The 26,000-nt window shown below is 44.0% G+C and carries 25 protein-coding genes; 7 read left to right on the top strand and 18 right to left on the bottom strand.

From position 1 onward, the window contains the following. Positions 1-12 precede the first annotated feature (12 nt). Positions 13-912, bottom strand: coding sequence for a LysR family transcriptional regulator (locus tag OCW38_RS21865; RefSeq protein WP_010432342.1), 900 nt, complete (start codon positions 910-912; stop codon positions 13-15). A gap of 326 nt (positions 913-1,238) precedes the next feature. Here OCW38_RS21865 and OCW38_RS21860 point away from each other — a divergent pair, with 326 nt between their 5' ends. Then, on the top strand, positions 1,239-1,991 hold the full coding sequence (locus OCW38_RS21860; RefSeq protein ID WP_010432340.1) for a hypothetical protein: 753 nt from the start codon (positions 1,239-1,241) through the stop codon (positions 1,989-1,991). A 694-nt stretch (positions 1,992-2,685) separates the two neighbouring features. Here OCW38_RS21860 and OCW38_RS21855 read toward each other — a convergent pair. The 5 genes from OCW38_RS21855 to OCW38_RS21835 form a co-directional block, all read right to left on the bottom strand. Beyond that, positions 2,686-3,969 (bottom strand): serine hydrolase domain-containing protein, encoded by a 1,284-nt coding sequence (locus OCW38_RS21855; RefSeq protein ID WP_010432338.1) that lies wholly within the window; start codon positions 3,967-3,969, stop codon positions 2,686-2,688. Between the two features lie 254 nt (positions 3,970-4,223). Next, positions 4,224-4,832, bottom strand: a complete 609-nt coding sequence (locus tag OCW38_RS21850; RefSeq protein WP_016767959.1) for a DUF3299 domain-containing protein — start codon at positions 4,830-4,832, stop codon at positions 4,224-4,226. A gap of 94 nt (positions 4,833-4,926) precedes the next feature. Next, positions 4,927-6,447, bottom strand: a complete 1,521-nt coding sequence (locus tag OCW38_RS21845; protein ID WP_010432334.1) for a M20 family peptidase — start codon at positions 6,445-6,447, stop codon at positions 4,927-4,929. 379 nt (positions 6,448-6,826) lie between these two features. Next, positions 6,827-7,702 (bottom strand): NAD(P)-dependent oxidoreductase, encoded by an 876-nt coding sequence (locus OCW38_RS21840; RefSeq protein ID WP_010432333.1) that lies wholly within the window; start codon positions 7,700-7,702, stop codon positions 6,827-6,829. A gap of 17 nt (positions 7,703-7,719) precedes the next feature. Continuing rightward, a complete protein-coding gene (locus OCW38_RS21835; RefSeq protein WP_010432331.1) occupies positions 7,720-8,619 on the bottom strand; it encodes a LysR family transcriptional regulator in 900 nt (299 codons plus the stop codon). An 85-nt stretch (positions 8,620-8,704) separates the two neighbouring features. Here OCW38_RS21835 and OCW38_RS21830 point away from each other — a divergent pair, with 85 nt between their 5' ends. Then, positions 8,705-8,983 carry a DUF2798 domain-containing protein gene (locus OCW38_RS21830; protein WP_010432329.1) on the top strand — a complete coding sequence of 93 codons (279 nt, stop codon included), beginning with the start codon at positions 8,705-8,707 and terminating at the stop codon, positions 8,981-8,983. 242 nt (positions 8,984-9,225) lie between these two features. Here the strand turns inward: OCW38_RS21830 and OCW38_RS21825 are convergent, their stop codons facing one another. From OCW38_RS21825 to phhA, 4 genes are all read right to left on the bottom strand, one after another. Next, positions 9,226-9,942 carry a YebC/PmpR family DNA-binding transcriptional regulator gene (locus tag OCW38_RS21825; protein ID WP_010432326.1) on the bottom strand — a complete coding sequence of 239 codons (717 nt, stop codon included), beginning with the start codon at positions 9,940-9,942 and terminating at the stop codon, positions 9,226-9,228. 96 nt (positions 9,943-10,038) lie between these two features. Then, on the bottom strand, positions 10,039-10,248 hold the full coding sequence (locus OCW38_RS21820; RefSeq protein ID WP_010432323.1) for a DUF3283 family protein: 210 nt from the start codon (positions 10,246-10,248) through the stop codon (positions 10,039-10,041). Between the two features lie 274 nt (positions 10,249-10,522). Continuing rightward, the gene (locus tag OCW38_RS21815; protein WP_010432321.1) at positions 10,523-10,861 is read right to left on the bottom strand and encodes a 4a-hydroxytetrahydrobiopterin dehydratase; all 339 of its coding nucleotides are present in this window, start codon (positions 10,859-10,861) and stop codon (positions 10,523-10,525) included. Beyond that, positions 10,851-11,645, bottom strand: coding sequence for a phenylalanine 4-monooxygenase (gene phhA / locus OCW38_RS21810; RefSeq protein WP_016767956.1), 795 nt, complete (start codon positions 11,643-11,645; stop codon positions 10,851-10,853). The genes OCW38_RS21815 and phhA overlap by 11 nt, the downstream gene beginning before the upstream one ends. Positions 11,646-11,844: 199 nt before the next feature. Here phhA and OCW38_RS21805 point away from each other — a divergent pair, with 199 nt between their 5' ends. Next, positions 11,845-13,881: an acetoacetate--CoA ligase gene (locus tag OCW38_RS21805; protein ID WP_065612743.1), complete on the top strand. Its 2,037-nt coding sequence runs from the start codon at positions 11,845-11,847 to the stop codon at positions 13,879-13,881. A gap of 194 nt (positions 13,882-14,075) precedes the next feature. On the opposite strand, the gene OCW38_RS21800 is transcribed toward OCW38_RS21805, so the two are convergent. Both OCW38_RS21800 and OCW38_RS21795 read right to left on the bottom strand, forming a co-directional pair. Next, positions 14,076-15,770 (bottom strand): FAD-binding oxidoreductase, encoded by a 1,695-nt coding sequence (locus OCW38_RS21800; protein WP_016767954.1) that lies wholly within the window; start codon positions 15,768-15,770, stop codon positions 14,076-14,078. Positions 15,771-16,085: 315 nt separating this feature from the next. Continuing rightward, complete coding sequence (locus OCW38_RS21795; protein WP_010432311.1) at positions 16,086-16,706, bottom strand: glutathione S-transferase family protein; 621 nt, start codon at positions 16,704-16,706, stop codon at positions 16,086-16,088. 144 nt (positions 16,707-16,850) lie between these two features. On the opposite strand from OCW38_RS21795, the gene OCW38_RS21790 reads away from it, so the two are divergent. Beyond that, positions 16,851-17,735, top strand: coding sequence for a LysR family transcriptional regulator (locus tag OCW38_RS21790; protein WP_010432310.1), 885 nt, complete (start codon positions 16,851-16,853; stop codon positions 17,733-17,735). Between the two features lie 125 nt (positions 17,736-17,860). On the opposite strand, the gene OCW38_RS21785 is transcribed toward OCW38_RS21790, so the two are convergent. Beyond that, positions 17,861-18,778 carry a LysR family transcriptional regulator gene (locus tag OCW38_RS21785; protein ID WP_016767953.1) on the bottom strand — a complete coding sequence of 306 codons (918 nt, stop codon included), beginning with the start codon at positions 18,776-18,778 and terminating at the stop codon, positions 17,861-17,863. 117 nt (positions 18,779-18,895) lie between these two features. Between OCW38_RS21785 and OCW38_RS21780 the strand changes: the two genes are divergently transcribed. Genes OCW38_RS21780 through OCW38_RS21770 form a run of 3 tightly spaced genes read left to right on the top strand, consistent with a single transcriptional unit; the run spans position 18,896 to position 20,840 of the window. Next, complete coding sequence (locus OCW38_RS21780) at positions 18,896-19,837, top strand: NADP-dependent oxidoreductase (protein ID WP_065612744.1); 942 nt, start codon at positions 18,896-18,898, stop codon at positions 19,835-19,837. Between the two features lie 52 nt (positions 19,838-19,889). Beyond that, positions 19,890-20,516: a putative quinol monooxygenase gene (locus tag OCW38_RS21775; RefSeq protein WP_016790514.1), complete on the top strand. Its 627-nt coding sequence runs from the start codon at positions 19,890-19,892 to the stop codon at positions 20,514-20,516. A 12-nt stretch (positions 20,517-20,528) separates the two neighbouring features. Then, positions 20,529-20,840 carry a DUF1330 domain-containing protein gene (locus OCW38_RS21770; RefSeq protein WP_010432301.1) on the top strand — a complete coding sequence of 104 codons (312 nt, stop codon included), beginning with the start codon at positions 20,529-20,531 and terminating at the stop codon, positions 20,838-20,840. 265 nt (positions 20,841-21,105) lie between these two features. Here OCW38_RS21770 and OCW38_RS21765 read toward each other — a convergent pair whose 3' ends face one another. The 5 genes from OCW38_RS21765 to hppD all read right to left on the bottom strand — a co-directional run bounded on the left by OCW38_RS21765 (position 21,106) and on the right by hppD (position 25,849). Beyond that, on the bottom strand, positions 21,106-21,792 hold the full coding sequence (locus OCW38_RS21765) for an SGNH/GDSL hydrolase family protein (protein WP_016767950.1): 687 nt from the start codon (positions 21,790-21,792) through the stop codon (positions 21,106-21,108). 84 nt (positions 21,793-21,876) lie between these two features. Further along, positions 21,877-22,581: a maleylacetoacetate isomerase gene (maiA, locus tag OCW38_RS21760; protein ID WP_010432297.1), complete on the bottom strand. Its 705-nt coding sequence runs from the start codon at positions 22,579-22,581 to the stop codon at positions 21,877-21,879. A 21-nt stretch (positions 22,582-22,602) separates the two neighbouring features. Further along, positions 22,603-23,640 (bottom strand): fumarylacetoacetate hydrolase family protein, encoded by a 1,038-nt coding sequence (locus OCW38_RS21755; protein ID WP_016767949.1) that lies wholly within the window; start codon positions 23,638-23,640, stop codon positions 22,603-22,605. Between the two features lie 12 nt (positions 23,641-23,652). Continuing rightward, positions 23,653-24,783, bottom strand: a complete 1,131-nt coding sequence (locus OCW38_RS21750) for a homogentisate 1,2-dioxygenase (protein WP_010432292.1) — start codon at positions 24,781-24,783, stop codon at positions 23,653-23,655. Beyond that, positions 24,776-25,849 carry a 4-hydroxyphenylpyruvate dioxygenase gene (gene hppD, locus OCW38_RS21745; RefSeq protein ID WP_016785453.1) on the bottom strand — a complete coding sequence of 358 codons (1,074 nt, stop codon included), beginning with the start codon at positions 25,847-25,849 and terminating at the stop codon, positions 24,776-24,778. Before hppD ends, OCW38_RS21750 begins: the two co-directional genes overlap by 8 nt. Positions 25,850-26,000 lie beyond the last annotated feature (151 nt).

The raw sequence follows: 26,000 nt of genomic DNA, 5'->3' as shown, positions 1-26,000 counted from the left end.
AGTGTCCGTTTTTTAGTACGCTGATTTATTTATATAATAATCAGCGACCTTGATGATCGATTTTTTTACCTGAGCAATCTGTTTTGAATGTGGACACCAAAGGGATATGGGAACCATTATTTCTTGTTTGATCTCGTCACATTTTATCTCTACCAAATTCTCAGTCATATATTCAGATTCAATTATCGACTTTGGTAAAAGAGCCCAGCCAAAATCATCTTGGACAAGCTTAACAATGACCGCTAATTGATCAACATATTCATGTTTTGAAGAAACAACAACCTTCTCCGTCATTTTATCATCGACCATAGATTTGAGTACAAACTGGCGTAAAGATTTCATCTTTGAGAGCGTTTCGTTTGAGGGCTTAGCCGATAATTCACTTCCTGCATGAGCAAATGGAACAAAAGGCATATTCCCCAAAAAAGTAAAATCAATACTATTAATCACTTTGCTTTCGTATATGTTCACAATCCCAAAATGGATGCTTCCGTCTTCAATCCCTGCTTTTATTTCTGGTTTCGTTCTGACCAAAAAATTAACGCGCATAGATGGGAAGTCTTCATAAAGCTGTCGACGAATTTTAGAAACAACGTGATGAGGTAAGAAGCTCGCATAGGCTATCGTCACCGATTCTAGCCCGCCAAATGAAAGACTTAATGCAAATCTATCAAGAGTTTTAGCCTGCTCTAGAATTTGCTTTGCGTAATGATAAAGGAGAACTGCATCTTCAGTGGGTTCAACACTGCGGCTCAACCTATCGAATAGAGTAATCGCTAACTGGTCTTCTAAACTCGTGATGACTTGTGCAACCGTTGTTCGGTGCTTATTTAATTTTATCGCAGCTTTACTAAAAGCCTGCTGTTCATATACCGCAACGAAAGTATTTAGTTGCTCAAGACTAAAATTCATATCATGCCCTGCGAGTCTTCATATTCGATAATAAATCTTACCACCAGAGTCTACATTAACCAATACAGCGTCTGTTTCTCTTATCAAATAACACATTTCTATCATCACGCTCTAATTTCAATTCAAAATATCTTCCCAAATACACTTTAAACAGGCGAATAGATATATTTTTCACCACGAGAAACCGAGCTCACCCCCTTTCCTGACGCTGCTTGGATGGCAGCGATGGTTCGAGCCCATCGCTAGAGAGTTAATGAGTCTAAAAACCTTATGTAAAGTTGCGTCATTGCTTCGGCAACTTAACTTAAATAACTCAGGAACGTACCATGAACACTCTAAAAATGACCGCTTTGTCTACTGCTTTACTTGCTACCATTTCTATTTCTGCATTTGCTGGCGATGATACTCAAAAAGTCGATCCATCCGATATGACTCGTGCCAGCTCTAATATGTATGTTGCAACCAATAACAAAGGTGACCTAAAACTATCAGGTGCACTATCATACGCTTATGACAACGGACAGATGTCTATGTTCACATTGGAAGGTTCGATGGATAATGAAGGTAAATATAAAGACAGCCGAGCTCAATATTTCCATGTGTTCAACATAAATAATGCTATTACACCTCGCGTAGCCGCATCATTAGATATCATTGATAATGCAAGCTTTACTACTGCTGCAGTAGGTGGTGTCGCTATTTTCAGAACTCCAATCGACTCTCTGACCTTTTTTGGCCGTGCAGCAGTAATGGGCGGTGAATATTCAGATAGCACAACAAATGCCTTTGGTGTTACAGACAATAGTATCGTAGGTGGTATGGCTGCTGCTTATGCAGTTTGGAAGCCAGGCGCCGATGGTACTTATTTTGCAGCCTACCCAGAATTTACGTACATGGATGGTGATATTGAAACGAGTACTGTTAAAACCACCCTACTGGCAGCAACTCCTTTTTCGGCAGACAAAACACGCTGGGGACAAGTCAAGGTTGAAAATACTTATGGAAGCATGGAATCAACCAATCAAAAACTAGACATTGACGACACCGTGGTTTGGTTCCAATACAAAGTATTCTTCTAAAACGATCAAAAACCATCATACGTTAAAAGGCGAATCGAGAGATTCGCCTTTTTTAAATTTTGTTTCTCTTACATCCTCTCACTTTTCTCTATTAAAATAGCCACGATTTACTATTCAGTTCGGCCTTACCTTGAACTGACTCTCTATCTCTATCTCTATCTCTATCAAGTACATCTACATCCCGTATTGATTCAACACTCAAAACCTTATTCCAGCGAGCGAATTCGATGCTTCTATTGATTGATATCTAACTGTTTACGTTTGCTAGTGCATACCTAAACCCATCAAGATAAGTGAATTCAAACGAAGCCTCTCTTGAACTTACACTGCATCCTAACCCTACGTGTATTGCCAATGAGTATAGGGTAAGAGGAGCGAATGTATCGTCTGAATGCAATGAGTAACGGGAAGAAGCTCAAACAAGTCGTATCTATATGATGACGTAAACTTATTTAGGCTCTGACATCGGTGTTTAACCACGAGCCTAAAACGCATAACAGTGTTACTACAGCGATAATGGATAGTGCTGTAGATAATTCGTGATGCTTAATCACCCGCTCGCAAGGAATCAATAACCAAACTCAGCAAACAAAAAACGCCAGTCAGGCGACTGGCGTTACAAAAAAGATAAAACTTATTCAATGTTCAAATCTATCAATGATTGGTCACATTAGGTGGTAATCACCGTGCATAATTAGCGGCTAAAATATTTCGCAATCTCACGAGCATAAGTTTCTTCTTGGTTTTTACCGTTACTGGTTGAAAAGAAAGATATAACTAAGTCTTTTTCTGGTGAAATATACACACCTTGACCGCCAACACCTGCCTTGAATAAGTCGCCATCCTCAAAGATTGCATCAAATTGATAACCATTCTTGATGTTTGTGTCGTTGTAGAAAGAGTTTTCCATCATCTTGCCAACATAACCACCACCGTAAGCTTCTGAGTTACCAGAGTCTTGAATTAACGTAATGACTTCTTTGCTAACTCCACCATTACCCAACTTTATGGCGGACGGAGTAAGTAACATGCCGAATTTAGTCATATCTTCAATTGTGGTATTCATTGAGAAAAACATTAAAGGGTATCCCCCTTGTGGAGAAACGACAGTATAAGCGTCATTATTAGCCCCCATCTTCTGCCACATATCACGGCTGACAATCTCATTCATGGGTAAGTTACGAACGTTCTCAATAAGCCGAGCTAGAACAAACGTATTAATTGAATTGTATTCGAATGTTTTTCCGCCCGGTGCTCTTCGCTTCATTTCAGCAAGTACTTCAAGTGGGCTTTGGTTGCCTTGACCTTCAAACACGCCAATGGAAACCGCCCATTTAAACCAAGGTTGTTCTGGGTTTATACGTGAGTCTGCCTCTGGCTCATCATGCTCTGTTGCGTTCAAGCCTGTCGCCATATTTGCAGTATCAGAAACGGATACCATGTCCCAGTCAGATCCCTTTAATTCAGGAATGTATTTAGAAATAGGGTCTCCTGGGTTAACTTGCCCCTCGTTGACCAATTTAGCCAGCTCGATACCTACTGTAATTTTCGAGTTTGAAAACCAATTATGCTTGTCTGTTTTTCGCATCGTGTTGTAACGCTCAAAGACAACCTCTCCGTTCTTAACAACAAGAAAAGCATCGACAGGATAGGAATTGAGATGTTCGTTTAGAGTCTTGCTTTCACCGTGTACAGTCGCTGATATTTCGCCAATATTTTGGTCAATTTGATATGGGAATTGATAGACAGGCCCATCCCGTTCTATTTGAGCGGTAGGGTAGAAACGACTTAGGTTCTGCCAAGCAAACTTGGATTGCTCGATAGGAAACTGAAGTTTAACTCGATTGCCTTTTTTCAAAAAAAAGTCATGAGTGTTGTAAACATCTACATTTGTGGATGATTCATTAACGATCTCATTAGCACACGCTGAGCCTGCCGACAGAGCCGTTACTATGGATATAGCGATTAAGCTTTTCATATTGGTTTTCCTATTGGTATATAAGTGCTGTAGGGCGGACTGCATGCAAAAGCTGCGAGCCAGTCGCCTTTGTTAATACAGATACGGTATAAGGAAAACGGAATAACACCTCATCGCCTCCGATGGATTGCCCCCATCAAAGATCGAAGTGGGGAGCATGAAGATAAGTGAGTTAGACGGTACATAGTGAGCCGATTGAACCTAACGATTCCCCCGTTAGTCACCATTTTATATTCTAAATTCGTTGAACAGATTTAGTGGTAAAGCTCAATATCCGACGCATCAATGACGTATCCAGTTTGAATATCTTGATTGCCATCAGAAAGTGCAACCGACGTATCAACCGCCCCTGTTTTAATATTCCCTGTCACCCATACTGGTGTGTATAAACTTTGTAATTCATGGCCTTCTGGAAATTCGACTAAAATCGTTTGGTTTACAGGTGGGGGAGGTGTGTGAATGCAAGCCCCTGCGGTAGGCACCAATATAAACTGCTTTCCTATTAAACCTTCCATTTCGAGCGGTACTAAAAATCCGGCTAATTTCATATCGTTAATACTAAGGTCGGGAACAATATCGTTCGTTTGTTGTGTTCTTTGTACAAGCAGCTCACGTACGTTTAAGCCAAATTGTTCAGCCAATACCACACGTTGATTGTATCCATCTTTTTCCATTGGACTTAACTGACGAGTTTTTTGAACAGCCTCGTAGGCGTAAATCTCAGAAAGTAGCGCCTTATTCCCAGGAGAAAGAACCTGATACTGATTCTGCACAGGTCTTAATGACTCCCAAGATATCGTTTCAGCAGCTTGTGTGAACAAACTAAAACAGCAAGCCATAACCATTAATAATGTATTTTTCATGTCAATATTTTCTTATTAGAACAAGGGCTAATGAAAAAATGGCTAAGAAAATCTTAGCCATCGTCTCGTTTTATATGAGTCAATAATATTTAAATTACAAACTTTCGAGGTTATCCATTAGTTGGTAGAAGAACCCAATAGAGCGACCGTATTCTTCAACTAAGATACGTTCGTTCACGCCGTGGAAGCCTTCGAATTCTTTTACGCTTTCTAATTGTATCGCCGTCATTGTATATACATCAGGGGCAAAATCTCGCGCTTGGAAGTGTTTAGAGTCTGAACCACCAATAACAAAGAACGGTGAAACAATCAGATCATTACCCCAAGTTTGGCGAATCGTTTTCTCTAACATGGCATAACCGGGACCACTAGGATCCGCAACATTGGTTGCAGGCGTTGATGCTGAGATATCACGAATGGTCATTCTTTCATCGCCGATCGCTTTCTTCACATGTTCGATAATCACCTCAGGAGTGTCACCCGGCATCGGTCTAAAGTTTACAACTGCAGTAGCTGCTGGCGGTAATACGTTGTCTTTAATACCAGCATTAAACATAGTAACCGCCGTTGTAGTATGAAGCATGGCGCGAGTAACCTCATTTTTAGACATCACATCAATAAATTTTTTCTCTAAGTCCGTCACCGTGTCGTTTTCGCCATAGGCTACGGCTTTGTACAGTGGTTGCTGCGCTTCTGGGAGTTCCGGCCCCATGTATCGATATTGGTATCTCACCGCATCATGAATTTTGTAAGGGAATTGCGCTGCTTCAACTTTCTCAACTGCTTTTGCTAACGCGACAATATTCGATTCTTCTCCCGGTTGTGATGAGTGACCACCAACACCATTGATAGCAATCTCTAGACTAACGAACCCTTTTTGAGCAATGCCGATTAATGCCGTGTTTTCACGGATGCCAGGAAATATACCTGGGACAAGAGGAGCAGATTCATCCATAACAAACGCAATTTTCTCATAACGTTGCTCAATGATATCAGCCGCGTGCTTGGCACCTTCTGGCCCACCCACTTCTTCGTCGTGGCCGAATACAAACAAAATGGTACGTTCAGGCTGGAAACCTTCTTTTAGCTTCATCTCAGTAGCTTCTAACAGCGCCTGAAGTTGGTTTTTGTCATCTAATGAGCCACGACCCCAGATATAACCGTCCTTAATCGCGCCTGAAAACGGCTCTTCTTTCCACTCATCACGAGACTCTTCTGCAATTGGTACTACATCTTGGTGCGCCATAAAAATAGCGGGAGCAAGTGATGGATCTTTACCTTCCCACGTGTAAATCAAGCTGAAAGGGCGCGGGTCACCGACTTCTTCTCGCTTGAGTGTTTTGTGCACTAATGGGTACGATTCTTCAAGAAATTGATGATAGTCACGAAAAGCCTGCTCATCAAAATCACTGCGATCTTGGTTAGAGATAGTTTGAAACTGAACCGCTTGCGATAAGCGTTGCGCAGCACCTTCTATATCAACTTGAATATCCACTTTTTCGACGCCTTGCATTTGCATCGAACTAAAATCTTGCTCATCAGCCCATACTGAAACACTAGCGGTCAATGCCAAAGCAGAAGCGATACTGGTAAAGAGTTTTGATGGTTTTGTCATGATTTGAAGCCTTAATTAGGTAGAGAGTAAATCTGTGTTTTGGTTTATGCGGTAATTATTAACGAACAATACAGGCCAAACCAATCTCTAGCGATGGACTCCATCCATCAGAAGGCGTCGGGAACAATTTTTAGGGGGATGAGTAAAATTAGACATGACTTTGTAGGGGGAAAAGTTTTTACATTCTCGGAAATGCTCCGAGCTCACCTTAAGATATGAGATTTGTGACAAGGTTTTGTTCGATGGTGAGTTTCAGAACCAACGCTTTCACTGCATTCCTAAGTTCACACAAACAAAAATAGCCGCTAATCAGCGGCTATTTTTAATTATCTAAACGAAGCTTTACTGCTTATTCGCTGGGACAATTTCTTTGTTTCTTCTACTTCTTCGTCTCTTCAACGACAGCTTTCATCAATACTGACGTATCCATGCGGCCTTGTCCTTCAGCAGACAATGCCTTGTATGCGTTGTTGGTCTTTTCCGTCAATGGCAATTGGATACCTTGACGCTCTGCTTCATCTAGGCAGAAACCTAAGTCTTTGATCATCCAATCAATGGCGAAACCGAAATCGAACTTGTCTTGCGCCATTGTGGTTGCTCGGTTTTCCATCTGCCATGAACCAGCTGCGCCGTTTTTAAGGCAATCAACCAATGTTGGGATATCCAAACCTGATTTCTCTGCAAGTACCAAGCCCTCAGATAGGCCGTTCAATACACCTGCAATGCAAATCTGATTGACCATTTTCGCGCGTTGGCCTTGGCCGACTTTGCCCATTAGAACTGACGACTTACCGTAAGCTTCAAATACAGGTTGAAGGTCGTTGAATAGCTCTTGTTCGCCACCACACATGATGGTTAATACGCCGTTTTCTGCGCCCGCTTGGCCACCAGACACTGGTGCATCCATAAAGCGAACACCCGCTTTCTTCGCTGCCACTTCAAGCTCTTCAGACAGAACCGCAGACGTTGTGGTGTGATCAACAAGAATCGCGTTTGGCTTCATTGCGGCCAGAGCGCCTGTTTCACTGGTCGTCATGCTGCGCACATCGTCGTCGTTGCCGACACAAACCAATACTACGTCAGCTTCGGCTACACATTCAGCCACGCTCTCAGCAGCTTTACCTTGGTGTTTATTAGCCCAGTCTAATGCTTTGCTGTGAGTGCGGTTAAATACCGTCACTTCAAAACCGGCTTTGACTAGGTGGCCTGCCATTGGGAACCCCATTACGCCTAGCCCGATAAAACTTACTTTCATTTCTTACTCCTTTTTATTTAACTCAGCTCATCGTGATGGAATGACTGAACGCTCTCAATCAACGTGTCGATAAGCAAAGTCAAAGCCTTCGGCTGATATTTTCTTTCTTTGTACACTAAATACGCTTGGCGATCACCCCGATGATACTCAGGCAGCACTTGAATCAGATTCATTTTTGGAGAAACATGGCGAAAAGGCAGTGAGGCGATACCCAACCCCTTTTGCGCTGCGGCCGCAACGGCATAAATATCATTAACGATGAACTTGGGTTTAATCGTCACCATCTGCTCTAAGCGATCGGATTTGTAGAGCGGTATATCAAACACATCATCGACATTAATCCACTCTTGATGCTCGAGATCGTCTGGATTTTTAATCTCTTCACGAGAATCTAAATATTCTTGGCTCGCAAAAAAGCCATGCTTGGCCTTAAACAGTGGTCGAGCAATCATGCCGTCCATGTCGGAAATTTTAAACGTGATCAACAAGTCACGATCGGTTTCAGGCACTACTTGCTGCTGACTCAAAATGAGATTGAGCTGCACGTTCGGATACTGAGTGAGGTATTGCTCAACCGTTGGCCGAAGAAAACCACTATAGAAGTTATGAGGCACCGCGAGCTTTATCTTGCCTTGAATCGCATCGCGCTCTTCAAGCAGGCTACTAAACCCTTGATGCAAAGATTCCATACCACTGCTCAGCGCTGCAAAGGCCGCCTCACCGTCTTTGGTGGCCACCAGCTCTCGTCCTTTCTTTTCCAGAAGGCGGATGCTCAAGCGCTCTTCCAAGGCGGTTAACCGACGCGACATGGTCGACACAGGCAATTGCAGACGTTTCGATGCTGAAAGCAAAGACCCCTCTTCAACCACTGCGCAGAATAAGAACAGATCATCAATGTTTCCAAATATGGAATTCATACTTCTATATGTGCCTATTTTTCTCATTAATGGATATATGTAACCTTATCTCATCAACAACAGAAAATCACGGGAGAAACATACCATGAACAATAAACAATTTTGGGTCACCGCCCTTTTGTCTTCCCTGACCATGGCAACGATTATGTCTGGAGTTATCTCAGGTTATAAAATGGGATTCAGCCACGAATGGCCGTCGATTTGGCTGCAAAGCTTCTTTATTGCTTGGCCTTGCGCATTCACGCTCAACCTAACCGTACTGCCATTGATTCGAAAATTCGCAGCATGGATTTGCAAGCCAAAAGCTAAAACGATGCCGACCCCATTACCTGAAACTTCAACTTCACCGGAAATGATGAACTAAATGGGTTACTCAACTAGGTCGATCATGTCGCCAATATGGAACGATGATCAAGGGAAATTCGTCCGGTAGTTTCGAACAAATACGGGAAATGAAAACAACGATCAATCTCGGCCTGCAAGCAAAAACAAAGAAAACAGCCAACATCCAGAGTCACACTTTTAAGTTCTTCTATCTCTGAATAAACGGCATAAAAAAACCGAGCACTAGGCTCGGTTTTTTAATAACTGTTGTTACTGTAAAGATTACAGCTCAGCGTTGTGGTAAACCTGCTGAACGTCATCACAGTCGTCAAGCATGTCTAAGAACTTCTGGAACTTCTCAGAATCTTCTTCAGCAACTGGCGTAGTCGTTTGAGGAACGAAAGTGATTTCCTCAACGTCTAGAGTTAGCTCTGGGAACGCAGTGTTTAGTGCAGTCTTCGTTTTGAAGAACTCTGTCGTTGGAGCGAATACAGTGATAACACCGTCTTCTAGCTCAACGTCAGTCACGTCTACGTCTTCCATCATTAGCGTTTCTAGAATGATCTCGTCATCTTCGCCTTTAAACTGGAATACAGCTTGGTGAGCGAACATGTGAGAAACCGTACCTTCAACACCGATTTTCGCGCCAGTCTTAACGAAACATTGGCGAACGTCTTGGAAAGTACGGTTGCCATTGTCTGTTAGACAGTCAACGATTACGCTTGTGCCACCTGGGCCAAAACCTTCGTAACGAGCTGGTTGGAAGTCTTCACCGCCGCCGCCGTTAGCTTTGTCGATCGCTTTTTCGATAACGTGAGCTGGTACTTGGTCTTTTTTCGCTTTAGCAATCAGGTGCTTAAGAGGTAGGTTCATGTCTGGGTCAGAGCTACCGTTCTTAGCCAGTACGTAAATCTCTTTACCGTATTTAGAATAAACTTTAATTTTTGCGCCTGCAGTTTTCGCCATTGAGGCCTTGCGCACTTCAAAACTTCTTCCCATCGGGATCTTCTCTCTGATTCAGTTAACGGAGCAAATTCTAGCAAATTACTGTGTCATTTCAATTCTACAGCTTTGCTGGGTAAGGTTTGTCTGCGTTTATGCGACACCCATTACCCGTTTGTATTTTTCTACAGACTGTTCAAACCAAGCCTTTTCTTCTGGATCACCTAGCTTCATTGCTTCTTCAACAATGGCTTCAGGGCCACATTTCGCTTGCTTCAGTTTCCATACAAGAAACGATGCCTGCTTATCCAGTTCGATTTTATTTTTCTCGCTGGGTGGAAGGAGTGAAAGGTTGATAGACATTATTAGCCTTCGTCTGTAATACACTTGGCCGAGAAATATATCATAGAGCAGCCTCATAAAACCAATACTATGAGCAATAGTGGGGGTTGTAGGACGAGAAAGCGGCAAGTCACTGATGCAGGTCAACCTAGTTTGGGAGAAGTTACGCCCTATGATACGAAAGTATCGCTTATTCAACTCATACCATGAGGTGATTATTCAGCTCACCTTATGAGCCGAATAATGAGGTAATAACACCACATAAGGTTGCAAGAGTAACCCCTAACCCAAAATACTATTCACTCACAGCAAGCACATCACAGCGTGAGGCGCAGATGAAATCATTCTTGTGCAGGCCTTTGATTGAGTGGCTCCACCAAGTAACAGTGACTTTGCCCCACTCCAATAAGATCGAAGGGTGATGGAATTCTTCTTCTGCCAACTCCGACACTTTATTGCTGAATGCCCATGCTTGTTTGTAGTTCTTAAACTTGAACACCTTCTCAAGCTGTGGGGTACCGTCTCTTTCGATGATCTGCCAATCAGACAACTCCAACAGTAAAGACTTTTGTTCGTCTTTACTTAGGGCAATCGCGTCGATACTGCAGGCTTCGCATTTTTGTTCATTCAACATGTGTTGGTTCCTTAGGTTCAAAAAGTGGTGGTAATAATCCCTCATCTATCGCTAGATCAGCTTGCTGCAATAGGTTTTCCTGGCTGATTTTGAAGAGTTCAGACAGCTTATCAATCACATAATATTTCGGTTGTATAATATCGATACGATAAGGTGTTCTTAATACGGTTTGCAGATCAAACCGCTCACGAACGGCCAAATCCGCTCCCAGCGCATACATGGTTTCCGCCGGAGACGAAAGAATGCCGCCGCCATAGATTTTCAGCCTATCGCCTTCTTTTACTAAACCGAACTCGACCGTAAACCAATACAAACGGGCAAGATAGGCGCGCTGTTTAGGTGTTGCTGCTTGGCCTAGTTTTCCGTAATGCTCAGTGAATGTCGCAAAATCGATATTGGTGAGCATGGCACAGTGTCCGAAAATTTCATGGAAGAAATCGGGCTCTTGTAAGTAATCGAACTCGTCTCGCGTTCTCAGAAATGTCGCGACTGGGAATTTCTTATTGGCGAGCAAATCAAAGAAACGGTCGAAATCGATCAACGCAGGCACAGGCTGAGCCTGCCAACCTGTTGTTTTAATTAGAACTTTATTTATTTCTGGAAGCTGGGGAACTCTGTCTAATGGCAGATCCAGCAGGGTCAAGCCATGCAAATAAGCATCGCATGCACAGTCATTAATGACGTCCAGTTGCCTTTTTACCAAGTCGTGCCAAATAGCGTCTTCTTCGAGGCTCCACTCAACCCATCCCTCTTGGCTCACGGGCTTAGAATGATATTGAGTCATTACACACCTCCTTTCGAATGTCTCACTTTAAGCCTATCTCCACTCGTTATATCCGCCAATTTGCGCGACTTTTCGAAATAGGCGATCGTGTAACATTTTATTTACACAATTCCGACAACCCCTTATTTTGCTGATCTTTTGACTTTGTAAAACCTAAATACCAGACTGAAAACGTTAACTTTTTGTTAAAGGCAAAGGAATGCACGAAAGCAATAAGCCAGTTTGGCAACCTAGCGAGCAGCGCATCGCAGACGCCAACTTAACCCAATTCATGGATAGCCTTGCTCAGCAGGGCGTACTCGGACGGGAATTACAAAACTACACGGATTTCCATCAATGGTCCGTGGAACATCCCGAGTCGTTTTGGCAGAACGTTTGGCAGTTTTGTGGAATGGTGGGCTCGCAGAACAGTATTGATAACGCACAAAGAGAGCTCATCAAAACTCAAGGAGAGAGCCGCTGGCTGCAGCCTAAATCGAATCGCGATGCAGTTTGGTTTCCGAATGCGCAAGTAAACTACGCCGAAAATTTGCTGCGCTTGGCGCATGAGATACCGGATGAACGTGCTATTTGGTTTGAGAATGAGCGTGGCGAACAACAGAGTTATACATGGCAAACCCTAAGTGAAGGCATCTCTAGCGTTCAACAATGGCTTGTTGATAACAGAGTTCAACAAGGTGATGTGGTTGCTGCTTATACGCCTTATCTACCGCAAACCGTGATAGCGATGTTGGCGACCACCAGCTTAGGGGCGATTTGGACATCGACCTCTCCCGACTTTGGCGTAGAGAGTGTGATTGAACGATTTGGCCAAGTGAAACCTAAGGTGCTATTCACCTGTGATGGCTACACCTTCAATGGCAAAACGTTCGATATGACGGACAAGAACCATGAAATCATCGAACACTTAACCGAGCTAAAGCAGGTGTGTCAGATCGGTTATTTAAAGCCAAGTGATGATTTAGAGAAGAGCAATTTGGAGAAGAACAAAGTTAAACATGGAGTGTCAATCCAAAGTTGGATAAACATCATTAGTCACTATCAACCAAAGCCTCTTCGATTTACTCGTGTGAACTTTAATGAACCACTGTTTGTACTCTACTCTTCTGGCACAACGGGCAAACCCAAGTGTATTGTGCATTCTGTCGGTGGCACCACCATCAATCACCTAAAAGAGCATCAACTTCACTGCGATGTTAAGCCACACGATCGCATGTTCTACTACACCACTTGTGGTTGGATGATGTGGAACTGGCACGTCTCTGCGCTCGCCAGCGGGGCTTGTTTGGTGATCTTTGATGGTAACCCGGTTTATCCGCAAACCAATGTACTTTGGGACTTGGCACAGCGCGCGAATGTATCGTTGTTTGGCACCTCAGCCAAGTATTTAGAGGCGATTGAGAAAGCCGAACTCTCGCCAATAGACAGTCACTCGCTTCCTCATTTGAGAACACTGTGCTCGACGGGATCAGTGCTTTACCCAGAGCAGTTTGATTACGTTTACAAACACATCAAACAAGACCTGCATTTAGCCTCAATTTCTGGCGGCACGGATATTTGTGGCTGCTTTGTATTGGGTAACCCGATCTCGCCTGTGTATCGCGGTGAGTGCCAACAGGCAGGGCTTGGAATCGATATCAAGGTGTTCAACTCTTCTGGTGACAAGGTCAATCACGAACGTGGCGAACTCGTGTGTACAAACTCCCTACCCAACTTCCCTGTTGGTTTTTGGAATGACACAGGGGGGCGCTACCACAGCACTTACTGGGACAGGTTTGATAATGTGTGGCATCACGGTGATGAAGTCGCACAGAGCATGCATGGTGGCTACCTGTTCTACGGGCGAGGCGACACCACTCTCAACCCTGGTGGCGTGCGAATTGGTACTGCCGAGATCTACCAGCAAGTGAATACCATTGAGGGCATTGTTGATTCGATAGCAGTCGGCAAAGACATCGACCGCAATGAGCAAATATGGCTGTTCGTTCAACTGCAGCAAGGTGTGAGCTTAGATGATAACTTACTGACAGCCATCAAAAGTAAACTCAAATCCTCTTGCTCACCGAGGCATGTACCAAGCCAGATTTTTGCGATCAGCGACGTGCCAAAAACACGCTCTGGTAAATTGGTGGAGTTGGCAGTGAAGCAGGTCGTGAATGGCAAAGATGTAGAAAACCTCGGAGCAATCGCTAACGCCGAGGTTCTAGAAGAGATAAAGCGTGCTGTTTCGCTGTAGCGCTGAGACCTAGAAGAACATGATTTAGAAATAAAAAGTCCTCCGTGGAATTTAACGCCGCGGAGTTTTTTTGATCTTCGTATTCGATTTATCTAAGTGGGCTAATCAGCACGAGCCTGTCATTATCAATCAAGGTTTGAGCTGTTCCAATCGGTTGTCCAACCATCTGTGCCTCAAACCTCGAACAGCTAAATTCAAAACTCAAAACTTTCAGTATAAATTTGTGCTGCTGGGACGCCTATTGAAACTAGGTACTCAGTCATATCCCTCATAAATTGAGTCGGCCCACATATATAGGCTTGCTGGCTAGCCGCATTCGGCACCACCTTTTCCAGTGCATCTTCTGTCAACCGCCCCTGACGACTACTAATGATATTTATGTAATTGAAACTAGGGTAATTCATTGCTCGGCGTAATAATTCTGATTGGCTAATGAGGTGCTTTTCATCTCTTTCTATGTGGATCATAGTAATATTGGTTTGGTCTTGTAGTGAAAATGCGCCGATACCACGAACCATCGCCAGATTAGGCGTAATACCAATGCCAGCACTCAGTAACAGCAAATGTTTAGGAACGACCGGTTTTTGCGTTTCTATGTCCAATCGAATTGCAGTCATTTCGCCTTGAACACCCAGCAATTTAACTTGCATGCCGAGCTCCGCATGGTCGTGTAACCAGTTCGTTAGCAACCCATTTGGGACACGCTTCACCGTAATATCTAATGTATTGTCGCCATTAATACTGTTAGGAGTTTCCGATAGAGTCCAAGTACGTACCTCAAGCGGTTCACCATCGGGAATATTGGAAAATTCAAAAGTAGCATATTGACCAGGCAGAAAAGCAATACGACGCGGTATCACAAAGCGGAAAGTCTTAACATGCTCGCTTTCGTCCACAATTTTCGCCAACGTTGCCACTTGCGGATATTCAGTTTCAGAATCTAAGATTTCTGCACCCGCTACCACAGGGTTATAAGGAGAGTAATCTAAGCGTTGCCAACGATGGCTGGTAACATTGTCTGTTCGGATAAGACTTGTTATGTGAAAGACTATTTTCCTTGAAGCACCTTCATAACTCCCATCGTGTGCCCAATCTACAGTTGCTCGGCCTGTCATTTGAATCATGCTACCTGATTCAAAATTTACTAAAGTAACTCCAGCTCTATCACAAGATTCCAAATTACCCGAGGTAAAAAACATGCCATTACCACGATACTCAGGCCACTCTATGATAGATGGTGATATTACTCGTATAAAACCTGGTTGCCCGCCTCTATGATTGCAATCAGCACCGACATTAGGTGCGTAACTGCCGATCCACAAAGTATCGATTGTCCGAACAAACGCTTGATCATCAGGAGTTAACTGAGTGCGGATTACTGCCTTTGCATCTTTGTTTAAGGCAGACGCTTCATTTGATGCATGGATGATTTGTCTACGATTAATGTATTTAGGGCAGTTGGGGCTATATTCCTCAACTTGTAAATTCAATCCACGGCTCTCTTGATTCATTGAAGTTAGCGAAGTGCCGCTAATGCGATGTCTTATTCTTCTATTTAAATCAATTCCTAATAATGAAAGAGGCGTGCCAGGCTCAATAAATTTAAGTATTTCAGAGTTTGGGATGCAACTTGCGGAGATTAAAATTTCGTGTTCTGAGGTAGCCGTTAAATCACCAGCTTTGCCGAACAAAGGGGTTACCCACACAGACTGACTCTTTATATCAACACTTGCTAAAGCGGCAAATGATTGAGCTGCCAAAAATGCATCATGACTAGAAGAAAAGCTAAGGACACTGCGCTTACCGGCAGCGAGTTCAGCGGCTGCGCCTCTTGTTCCCGCTTTGTCTTGGGCTGCTAATTCCCCCGGATGATAAGATAAAAAAGACATAGTATCCCTTATTTTTTCGTTGTTAATTTGCTTGCTTCAGAGCTTTAAAACCATCGAGGCTTTCTACCGAAAAAAGCCATGTTTATAGCTGAATCCGTGCTAGTCATGGATGGTGATTAATTAAAAAACTGACGGTGCTGTCCAGCATGTGCGGGCAAACAGCCTGTCGATAGAAATGAACGATGATCTATCACGTCCCTACTCGTACCAGCATATTAGCTCTCCCTTATAAAAGGGAGAGATGTCACTTTTCAGATCGTGTAATCGTCTATTTATGAGCGTGCCTCTTAACGCTTCTCACGCGAAATAGCCGTGTTAGGCATAGAGCCCTACAGCTGTGCGAGGCATCGCTTTGAAGCCATCAAGATTCTCAATGTTGCTTAGCAGACGGAGTACATTCGGGTACTTGTCTAGCGACACATTACCTTCGGGTGCATGAGCCACATATGAGTAGACGGCAATATCCGCAATGGTTGGTCGACCACCAACCAAGAAGTCTTTGTTAGCCAATAAAGTATCGAGTTTGGTAAGTGCCTTTTCAGCAACAATTTGACAAAACTGAGCATCGAATGGCGCGTCAAAAACAGTAATTAGACGGGCAGCAGCTGGACCAAAAGCTATTTCACCAGCGGCCAGTGTTAAGAACTTTTGCACTTCAGCTTCTAGCATAGGATCCGAAGGAAGAAAGTCTGGAGCATATCGGCGCGCCAAGTAAACGAGGATGGCATTTGAATCGCTGATGACAATGTCATTGTCTTCAATGACCGGTACCTGTCCCAAAGGGTTTAATGTTAGGAACGGTTCTTTTTTGTGCTCTCCTGATGGAAGATCAACATAAACAATTTCGTGTTTAATATTGGCAATGCTTACAAAAAGTTCCACACGGTGTGCATGGCCTGATAATGGAAAACTGTAGATTCGAATACCATGTGACATTGTAGCCTCCTAAACGGACTGGTTTGATTGTGTATGCTAGGAGTATATAAGGTGTTTAATAGGTTATAATCTACCAATATATACAATGATAATGTACATTTTGTAGATAATCATAATTCTGAGGTCAGCAGAGAAAGGGAGTTTATGGACACTATTGAAGCGATGCGGGTTTTTGTTAATGTGGCACGTCAAAAATCCTTTACTCAAGGAGCAAAGCAATCAGACCTGAGTACGAAGCTAGCAAGTAAGTATGTTCGTCAACTTGAAGCGAGATTGGATGCTCAACTTTTTTATCGAACTACACGCAGCGTGACATTAACCGAAACGGGACGAGCTTACTATAAGCGTTGTCAACCGATACTAGAGCAGTTTGATGAGCTCGAAGACTTGGTACAAGACCGTCAAAAAGAACTTTCAGGGACTATCCGGTTAACAGCATCCACAGGCTTTGGAAGCAAAGAGTTGATAGAGCCACTGCTAAGCTACCAAAAGCAGCATCCCGAAGTAAAAGTCGATCTTCGCCTGTCAGACAACCATATTGCGGTCGTGGAAGAGGGCGTCGATATTGCAATAAGATTTGGTAAGCTGCAAGATTCAAATTTAATGGCACGAAAGCTGAAAGATATGCGAGTGGTATTTTTTGCTTCCCCAGACTATCTAAGTCTCAATGGCTTACCTACTCATCCTGAAGAACTTGTCGATCATAACTGCCTGCTTTTTCGTAGCTCTACTGATTCGAAAAACTGGCATTTTAACCTCAATGGCCAAATCGTCTCTTGCCCAGTGTCTGGGACTTTCAATGCAGACTCACCAAGGGCAATTACCAATATGTCGCGTGGTGGTTTAGGTATCGGAATTGGGCCGTATTACGCCGTCGAAAACCATGTCAAATCAGGTGAGCTAACGTTGCTTTTCGAAGAGATGGAAGTAGAGCCAATGGGGTTATACGCCGTATATCCCGAGAACCGACATTTAACCGCAAGAATCAGAGCTTTAATCGATCATCTTGTTGCTTGGTTTAACGACTAAGCGCTAACCAGTATTAGGAATTTAGGTGCCTCGCTTATATCTAGTTCTGGGCGAATTCTGACCGGCTCATTTACATTCTAATGAGTCTCAGAAATAGTCTTAGTGTGCTCTAGGTAAGAGCCAAACTACATCAGTAAATCCCCGTATCTCACTTTATTGGTATCTACGATTTTTTTCTCAATAAAGTCTAAGAATACTTTAACTCTAACGGGTAAAACTCTGCCAGGTGGCCGTACCGCCCAAATTTTTGTGTCGTTCACAAGCTTATAATCCGGAAGGATTTGAATCACTCGACCAGATTTTAACGAAGGCCCTGCATGCCAGTAAGAAGCCATACCAATCCCCATACCAGACTCAACAAGATCACTGACCGCATCCCCTAAGTTTAAGGAGATCGGATTTGCTACAGATACCTTGTGTACTTTCCCGTCAGCACTCATAAACGCCCAATCGACAGCATGACCCAAGGGCAAACATCGATGCTTGAGTAAATCTTCTGGGCTTTCAGGCGCACCATATTTTTCAATATAGTCTGGTGAAGCAACTAGCATAATTGGATTGTCAGCCAGTCGCCTCGCTAACAGGTTACTTGAAGACAAGTTACCAATACGGAAGGCTAAGTCGTAGCCATGCTCAATTAAATCCTCGGTTTTATCGTTAAAGTCAATTTCCAATTCAAGATTAGGATACAGCTCGAGTAACTCAGGGATAAAGGGAACAATGTAATGTCGACCATATGAAGCTGATACAGCCACTTTTAATCGCCCTTGAACATTGCTTTCGCTACCTTTGAAGACATTTGCCACCTCTTCAACATCGTCAACAATGCGTCTGGCATGAGGTAGAAACATTTCACCATCATGAGTCAATGTGATGGTTCTTGTTGAGCGATGGAACAGTTTTACGCCCAGCTCCGCTTCTAATTGTTGGACTCTTTGGCTGGCATTAGTCGTTGAAAGCCCAAAGTCTTCGCCAGCACGTCCAATTTTTCCTATTTCTACAACTCGTAAGAATAACGCTAAGGTTTTTAGATCAAAGTTCACTTCATCCGCCTCTCTATTAATCCCGAATTTAAGGATAGTATTTCCTTAATCTGCTAGATGATACCAAATAATGGCATATATATAATCATTTACGAATTCACCAACGGAGACAAACCAATGAAAGCAATTATTACTCATCAAGCAGGCGGCATTGAAAACCTACAGTTGCACGACGTAGAAAAGCCAACAATTAGCGCCAATGAAGTACTAGTAGAAACTCGAGCCATCAGCATTAATCCTGCGGATACCAAAGTGAAGTATGCAGAAGAAGCGTTACTTGATTTGTATGGCGAAGAGCGTCCTATCATTTTGGGGTGGGACATTGCAGGCACAGTGATTGAAGCTGGTGCAAACGTCACCAATTTCAAAGTGGGTGATAACGTCTTTGGTATGGTGAATTTTCCAGGAAATGGTAAAGCGTATGCGGAGTATGTTGCCTCTCCAGAATCACATATCGCATTAATACCTGAGGGCGTTAATTTTATCGATGCAGCAGCAACCACACTTGCTGCCATGACAGCCTATCAGGCATTAAACGGTCGGGTAAACCAAGGTGATAAAGTTCTAATTCATGCGGGATCTGGCGGCGTGGGCCACTTTGCCGTTCAAATAGCCAAACAGATGGGCGCTTATGTTTATTCGACAAGTTCGGTTCGAAATAAGGATTTTGTGATGTCACTTGGTGCAGATGAGCACATCGATTACCGTGAGCAAGACTTTGAAAAAGTACTTCATGATATTGATTTAGCGTTCGACACGGTGAGTCCAGAAAACGCTGAAAAGTCGCTACAAGTGCTGCGTTCTGGTGGTCAACTCGTTTCAATTACTATTCGAGAGCCTTCAGATAACATGCAAAAAACTGCGTTTGAATCAAATTTAAAGATTACTCCGCTTCTTGTTCAATCTAACGGTGAAGACGCTTCAAAAATTTCTGAAATGCTCGCCAACAACTCGATCAAACCACACGTATCTCAAATTTTCGAGTTTAAAGATTTAGCTCTGGCGCACACTGCTGTCGAAACTGGCCGAACCGTAGGTAAAGTTATCGTAACGGTTTAGTTCCCATAAGTCATTGAAGTTAAAATTAAAAAATCTAGCAAGGTGTAGAGTAATGATTAACCAAATTGTAAAGTTCACAGTAAAGCCAGAATACGAAGACGAATTTCAACAACAGCTATTGGAGCACCAACTGGCGAGTAGCCAAGAAACTGGCAATGTGGAGATGCGAATCTATGTTGATAACCAAGATTCGAATCTATTTTTTGCCTACGACCGTTGGGTTAATCAGGAGGCTTTGGATTCACACTTACAGCAGGCACACACTCAAAAACTCATCAAACTGACAGAAACTGCTTTGGTTGAGCCTGCGATGGTTTTGAACCTTAGTGAAACAACCCCTGCGCATGTGGCCTTAAAGCAAGCAGATAAAGAGGATGAGAAATTTAATATTTTCTTCATTTTCAAACTAAAAATGGAACATCGTGAAGCGCTAATCGCCCAGTTCGAGGAGCATATTCAACACACTCGCACCGAGGCAGGTAATTTGTTGTTTGATTTGTTTACCATTAATGGCAATGACGACACGTTAGCCGTGTATGAACACTGGAGAAAAGAATCGGATGTTTGGGATATCCACTTTAATCAACCTTATTCGAAAGTGACTGGGGCATTAATGGAGAAAGCCGTGGTAGGTGATATGAACCAGTACATGAACTTTGTCACTCAAATAGCGGGTTGATTGGAGATAATAATGACGGCTTATTATGTAGTTAATTATGATATTGCGGATGAAGAACTTTATGCGCAATACAACCCTGGGTTAAATCATGTCACTGCTAACACGGTTGCAAAGCATGGTGGTGAGATTTTGGTCGCAACAAGTGAAGGTCAAACACTGTCGGGGCAATGTTTACAAATGAAAGTAATCATTCAGTTCCCAAGTAGAGAAGCTGCATTAGCATGGGATAATGACATTGAATATCGTGACGCAAAACTCATACGCCTTGCTGCCACTACCAATATAGATTGCTACATTGTAGACAAATTGGTTGTTCCGTCTTAATACCAAGAATCTTATTTAAGTACAGGTAGTGGAAGGCGTAGCGGATGAGTAAAGTTGATCGTTACTTTTAGGTGATTCGAATACTTTGTAGAAGCAGAGATTATTCGCATCACCTTAGTTCTATTGGCTTCTTAACAAGCTTTTGTCCCGCGGCGTTCAATCTAACCCTCACCATAGTTTGCCAGGACGAAAAATATCAAAGCAAAAGGATGACTAGAAATACCAACATAAGGCTTTCTAACCTCGGAAAAGCCTACAGCTATAACTAAACAGCGGTTTCCAAGATGGTGGGGATTCGCTTTGCTAGTATCTCAGCAAACTTTTCATGCTGAGATGCTTGCCAATGTATACCTTCTTTTGGGCAAGGTTGGATTTCGGTTGCAGCATCAAAGAAATGACAACCCAGTTCTTGGGAGCGAAGTTTAAAATAGTGTCCTAGCTGCTTTGATTTAGCTTCAGCGTTCGTAAAACCCTCTTTTAATGGATTCACTTCAAGGACATGAGTAGGTGACACTAGCAAGACTTCAGCAGGCTTAGTCATAAAACCGTGTTGATAGTTTTGTATCAGTTGAACGAGTCTTGCAGCCCCTTTAGATATATCACTGGCAGTCAAATTGAAACGAGATTTGAGGTCATTGGTTCCAAGCATCAGTATAACAAGATCGGGGTGATGGCTTTCTATGCACGGTAAAAGGTAATCTAGCCCTTTTTTTCCTGCTTCATAAGGGTCATCTAAAACGGTTGTTCTGCTGTTTAAACCCTCTTCAATCACGACATAATTAGGGAGTTTTGATTGAAGTAACATCGTCCAGCGCTCTGCACGGTTATATCTACGCGGTAAGTCTGGGGAACATCCCCAAGTGTTGGAATCGCCAAAACATAGAACTGATTTCATAGCCATTTTATTCGTTAATTTAAAGATATCTAATTGTATTACAAATAAAATAAACATTGTTAGCACTACGTCAGACACACCTTAGATGTTTGTGGTCTATCGTATTGCAGTCGAAATTAGCCGTAAAGTGTTGCTATACGTTTACGTAAGTACATTCGCATCCGCTTGGTTCTCTGGTATCGCCTCAATAAAAGCGGGTAACTGGTTACACGCTTCGACAATCGAGTTAATCAACGGATACGGTGACATATCAACGCCAAAGCGCAGCGCGTTATACACCTGTGGCACCAAGCAGATATCGACAATGCATGGTGAATCGGTGATGCTATACACCGAATCACCGTGTGTTTGACGATGCTTAGAAAGCTTCTCTTCTAAAGCACAGAAACCTTGGCTCATCCAATAATGAAGCCAGTCTATTTTTGCCTCTTGCTCGCAAGACAATTCTCGCTCCAAATACTGCAACACGCGCAGGTTGTTCAGAGGGTGAATTTCTATCGCAATATCCTGAGCCATAGCCAACGCTTGATAACGCAGCGGTGTTTGCTCTGGAATGAGCGAGGAGTCAGGGCTGCTCTCACACAAATAGTGTTCATCGAGATATTGAAGAATAGCCAGTGACTGATTGAGTTGAACTTCACCATCCACCAGCACGGGCACTAATTCACTGGCGTTGAGCTCACGATATTGTGGGTCATGCTGCTCGCCGCCATTACGCACCAAGTGCACCGATTTAGACTCGTAGTTGAGTTGCTTCAGGTTTAATCCAATACGCACTCGATAGGCTGCGGACGAGCGCCAGTAACCGTAAAGTATAATGTTCTTGTTCACGATGCTCTCGCTCATACAGAAATCCTATTACGTGGATTATACCGCTCGATACTGGCTCACTTTTTGGTCAATCGCACCAAAAATGGAGTCACCCGCTGCATCAAACATCTCAAGCTTGATCGAATCGCCAAACGACATGAATTTAGTCGACGGTTTACCATCACGAATCGTCTCAATCATTCGCACTTCGGCAATACATGAATAACCCACACCGCCTTCGGCAATTGAGGTGCCGTGGTCAGTCCCTTGCTTATTAGAAACCGTGCCCGAGCCTATGATTGTGCCTGCCGACAATGGGCGAGTCTTCGCGGCATGTACCACGAGCTCGGCAAAGTTGAAGGTCATATCCACGCCTGCATTCGGACAACCAAAAGGCTGGTTGTTGTAGGTCGATATCAGCGGTAAATGCACCTTGCTGCCTTTCCATTGTTCGCCAAGCTCATCAGGTGTTACCGCAACTGGAGAAAACGCTGAAGAGGGCTTAGACTGGAAGAAACCAAAGCCCTTGGCGAGCTCAGCAGGAATCAAACCGCGCAGCGACACATCATTCACTAACATCAATAGACGAATTGAATCATGCGCTTGTTTGGCACTAGCGCTCATTGGCACATCTCCAGTAACAACCGCGACTTCACCCTCGAAATCGATACCCCATTCGTCACTGGCAAACTCAATATTGTCACGCGGACCAATAAAGGTATCTGAGCCGCCTTGATACATAAGCGGGTCGACCCAAAAGCTTTCTGGCATTTCAGCACCACGAGCCTTACGCACCAGCTCAACGTGGTTTACATACGCGCTGCCATCTGCCCATTGATAAGCGCGTGGCAGAGGCGATTCACAATATTGAGGCGCAAAGACTTCACTGCCTATCACATGCCCAGTATTAAGCGAGGTGTATAATTCTTCTAACTGAGGCGCAACACTGTCCCAGTTATCCAAAGCTACCTGCATGGTTGGCGCCAAATACATCGCGTGAAAAATCTCCGTCGCTGGCACACACTGTTTAAGATCTCTACTCACGACCATCAACAGACCATCGCGAGTACCATTTTTCTTGGTTGCTAATTTCATCCTTGTTGCCCCTTACTTCTCTTGCCAACTGTAGACATATTCTTTGTTCTCAACGCTATCGAGTTCATCAGAGAACTGCAGCGCGTGGCGAGTATCGATCATCACCGCCACTTCATCGGTAAACTTCTTCTTGTGCGCTTGCCCTGCCTTAAAGGCTTTAGGGTGAGGCCCATGCGTAAACCCAGCCGGATGGAAGGTCACCATGCCCGCCTCAATGTTATCGCGACTGAAGAAGTCACCTGCGTGATAGAACAGCACTTCGTCGTAATCATCGTTGTTGTGGTAGAACGGCACTTTTAACGCCCCAGGATCGCTCTCAATCGGGCGTGGCACAAAGGTGCACACCACAAAGCCTGCGCCAACAAACGTTGTATGCGCAGAGGGTGGCAAGTGGTAGCGATGTGACATCAGCGGTCTGATATCGCGCCAATTTACTTTCACCACAGCTAGGTCGCCATGCCAACCAATTGCATCCAATGGATTGAACGGATAAGTAATAACGCTGACTTTGTCGTGGCGTTTTACCTGAACCTGAGTTTGATTTTCTGAGTACTGAACGCGGAACTGATCATTGATAGAAGGGATGTCGAGCACAGCAGGATCAAACACCGCGTGATTACCGACCATGCCTTTCTCTGGCAAGGAGTAAGCCGCGTCTGTGTTCTCAATCATCAAGATAAACATCGGCTCGCTTGGCTCTAAACGCCAGTTGGTCGAGCGCGGGATCATCACGTAATCCCCTTCACTCACCTCTAGATGACCATAGTCACAATAGAGATCGGCGCTGCCTTGATGAATGAACAGCAGCTCATCACCGTCGGAATTACGCACCAAGAAATCCATCTTCTCGTCCATGCGCCACACACGAATTTTGCAGTCCGCATTGTGCAAAAGATGAGGCACAGCCCAAGGCGTTATCTGGCTGGCTTTTTCCACCAGCGTGAAATCAAAAGCGCGAGGGCGCAGATCACCCTCCCACTCCGACCAACCTGTTGGGGCATGTTGGTGATGAAAGTGAGCCGCTGGGCCGAAGAACCCACTTCGGCCCGCCTCTCGCTCATAGATTGCCTCTTCGGGAAAATCGGCGTGCGCTTGTTTAGAGCACACACCCTCCCGATGAGGAAACGAGATCCATTTATGCATCGTCTAATACTCCTCGACGAATCTGGTCCTCTTCAATCGATTCAAACAGCGCTTTGAAGTTACCTTCGCCAAAGCCTTCATTACCTTTACGCTGAATGATTTCAAAGAACACAGGCCCGATTACCGTCTGTGTGAAAATTTGCAGCAAGATGCCGTCTTTGGTCGGCGCACCATCAATCAGAACGCGTAGGTCACGCAACAGATCGGTATCTTCCCGGTGGCCTTTTACACGATCGTCAACTTTCTCATAGTAGGTATCTGGGGTTGGCATAAAGTCCATGCCGCGATCACGCAGGGTTTTCACCGTTTTGTAGATGTCATCCGTAGCAAGCGCGATGTGTTGGATACCTTCGCCGTTGTATTCACGAATGAACTCTTCAATTTGTGATTTGTCATCTGAAGACTCATTGATTGGAATACGGATCTTGCCACATGGTGAGGTCATGGCACGGCTCACAAGGCCTGTCAGCTTACCTTCAATGTCGAAGTAGCGAATCTCACGAAAATTACCGATACGCTCATAAAAACCAGACCACAGATCCATATTGCCTTGTTTCACGTTGTGCGTGAGGTGATCGATCTCATAAAGGCCTACGTCGGCTTTCGCCATGCGCTCTTGCGCGTCATCATAGAATCGGAAATCAACGTCGTAGATGCTCTGCTTGCCATAGCGATCCACAAAATAGAGCAGGCTTTCACCGATGCCGTAAATGGCAGGAATGCTAAGCTCCATCGGCCCTATTTCTGTCTTGTACTCTTCACCGCCACCCTTAAACGCTTGCTCCATTGCAGCTGTTGCTTCGTTGACACGAAACGCCATGCCACACACCGATGGGCCGTGAACTTTAGCGAACGCTTCCGCTTGGCTGTGAGGCTGTTCATTGACGATAAAGTTGATGTCACCTTGTCGATACAGCCAAGCCTCTTTTGAACGGTGCTTGGCGATCTCAGCAAAACCAAGTGACACAAACAGCGCTTTAAGTTGCTCTATTCCCTTGTGGTCAACGGCCGTGTATTCAACAAACTCGAATCCATCTGTGCCAAGCGGGTTGTATGACTCCACCATGAACTTTCTCCTTGTACCTACTGGTTTTGTGTTAAGTGATTTTTGTCCTTGATTAAATTTGGCCCACAAGCGGAAAGATTGGAATGGATGGAAGGAAATGGGCAGTAACGCTGAAAACTCGTCAAGTTGTAAAATATTTGTTACACACAAA

Origin of the sequence: Vibrio cyclitrophicus (assembly GCF_024347435.1) — a bacterium.
Taxonomy (GTDB): domain Bacteria; phylum Pseudomonadota; class Gammaproteobacteria; order Enterobacterales; family Vibrionaceae; genus Vibrio; species Vibrio cyclitrophicus.
Note: the sequence above shows the minus strand (reverse complement) of the source record. Positions and strands in the feature narration are given on the sequence as shown.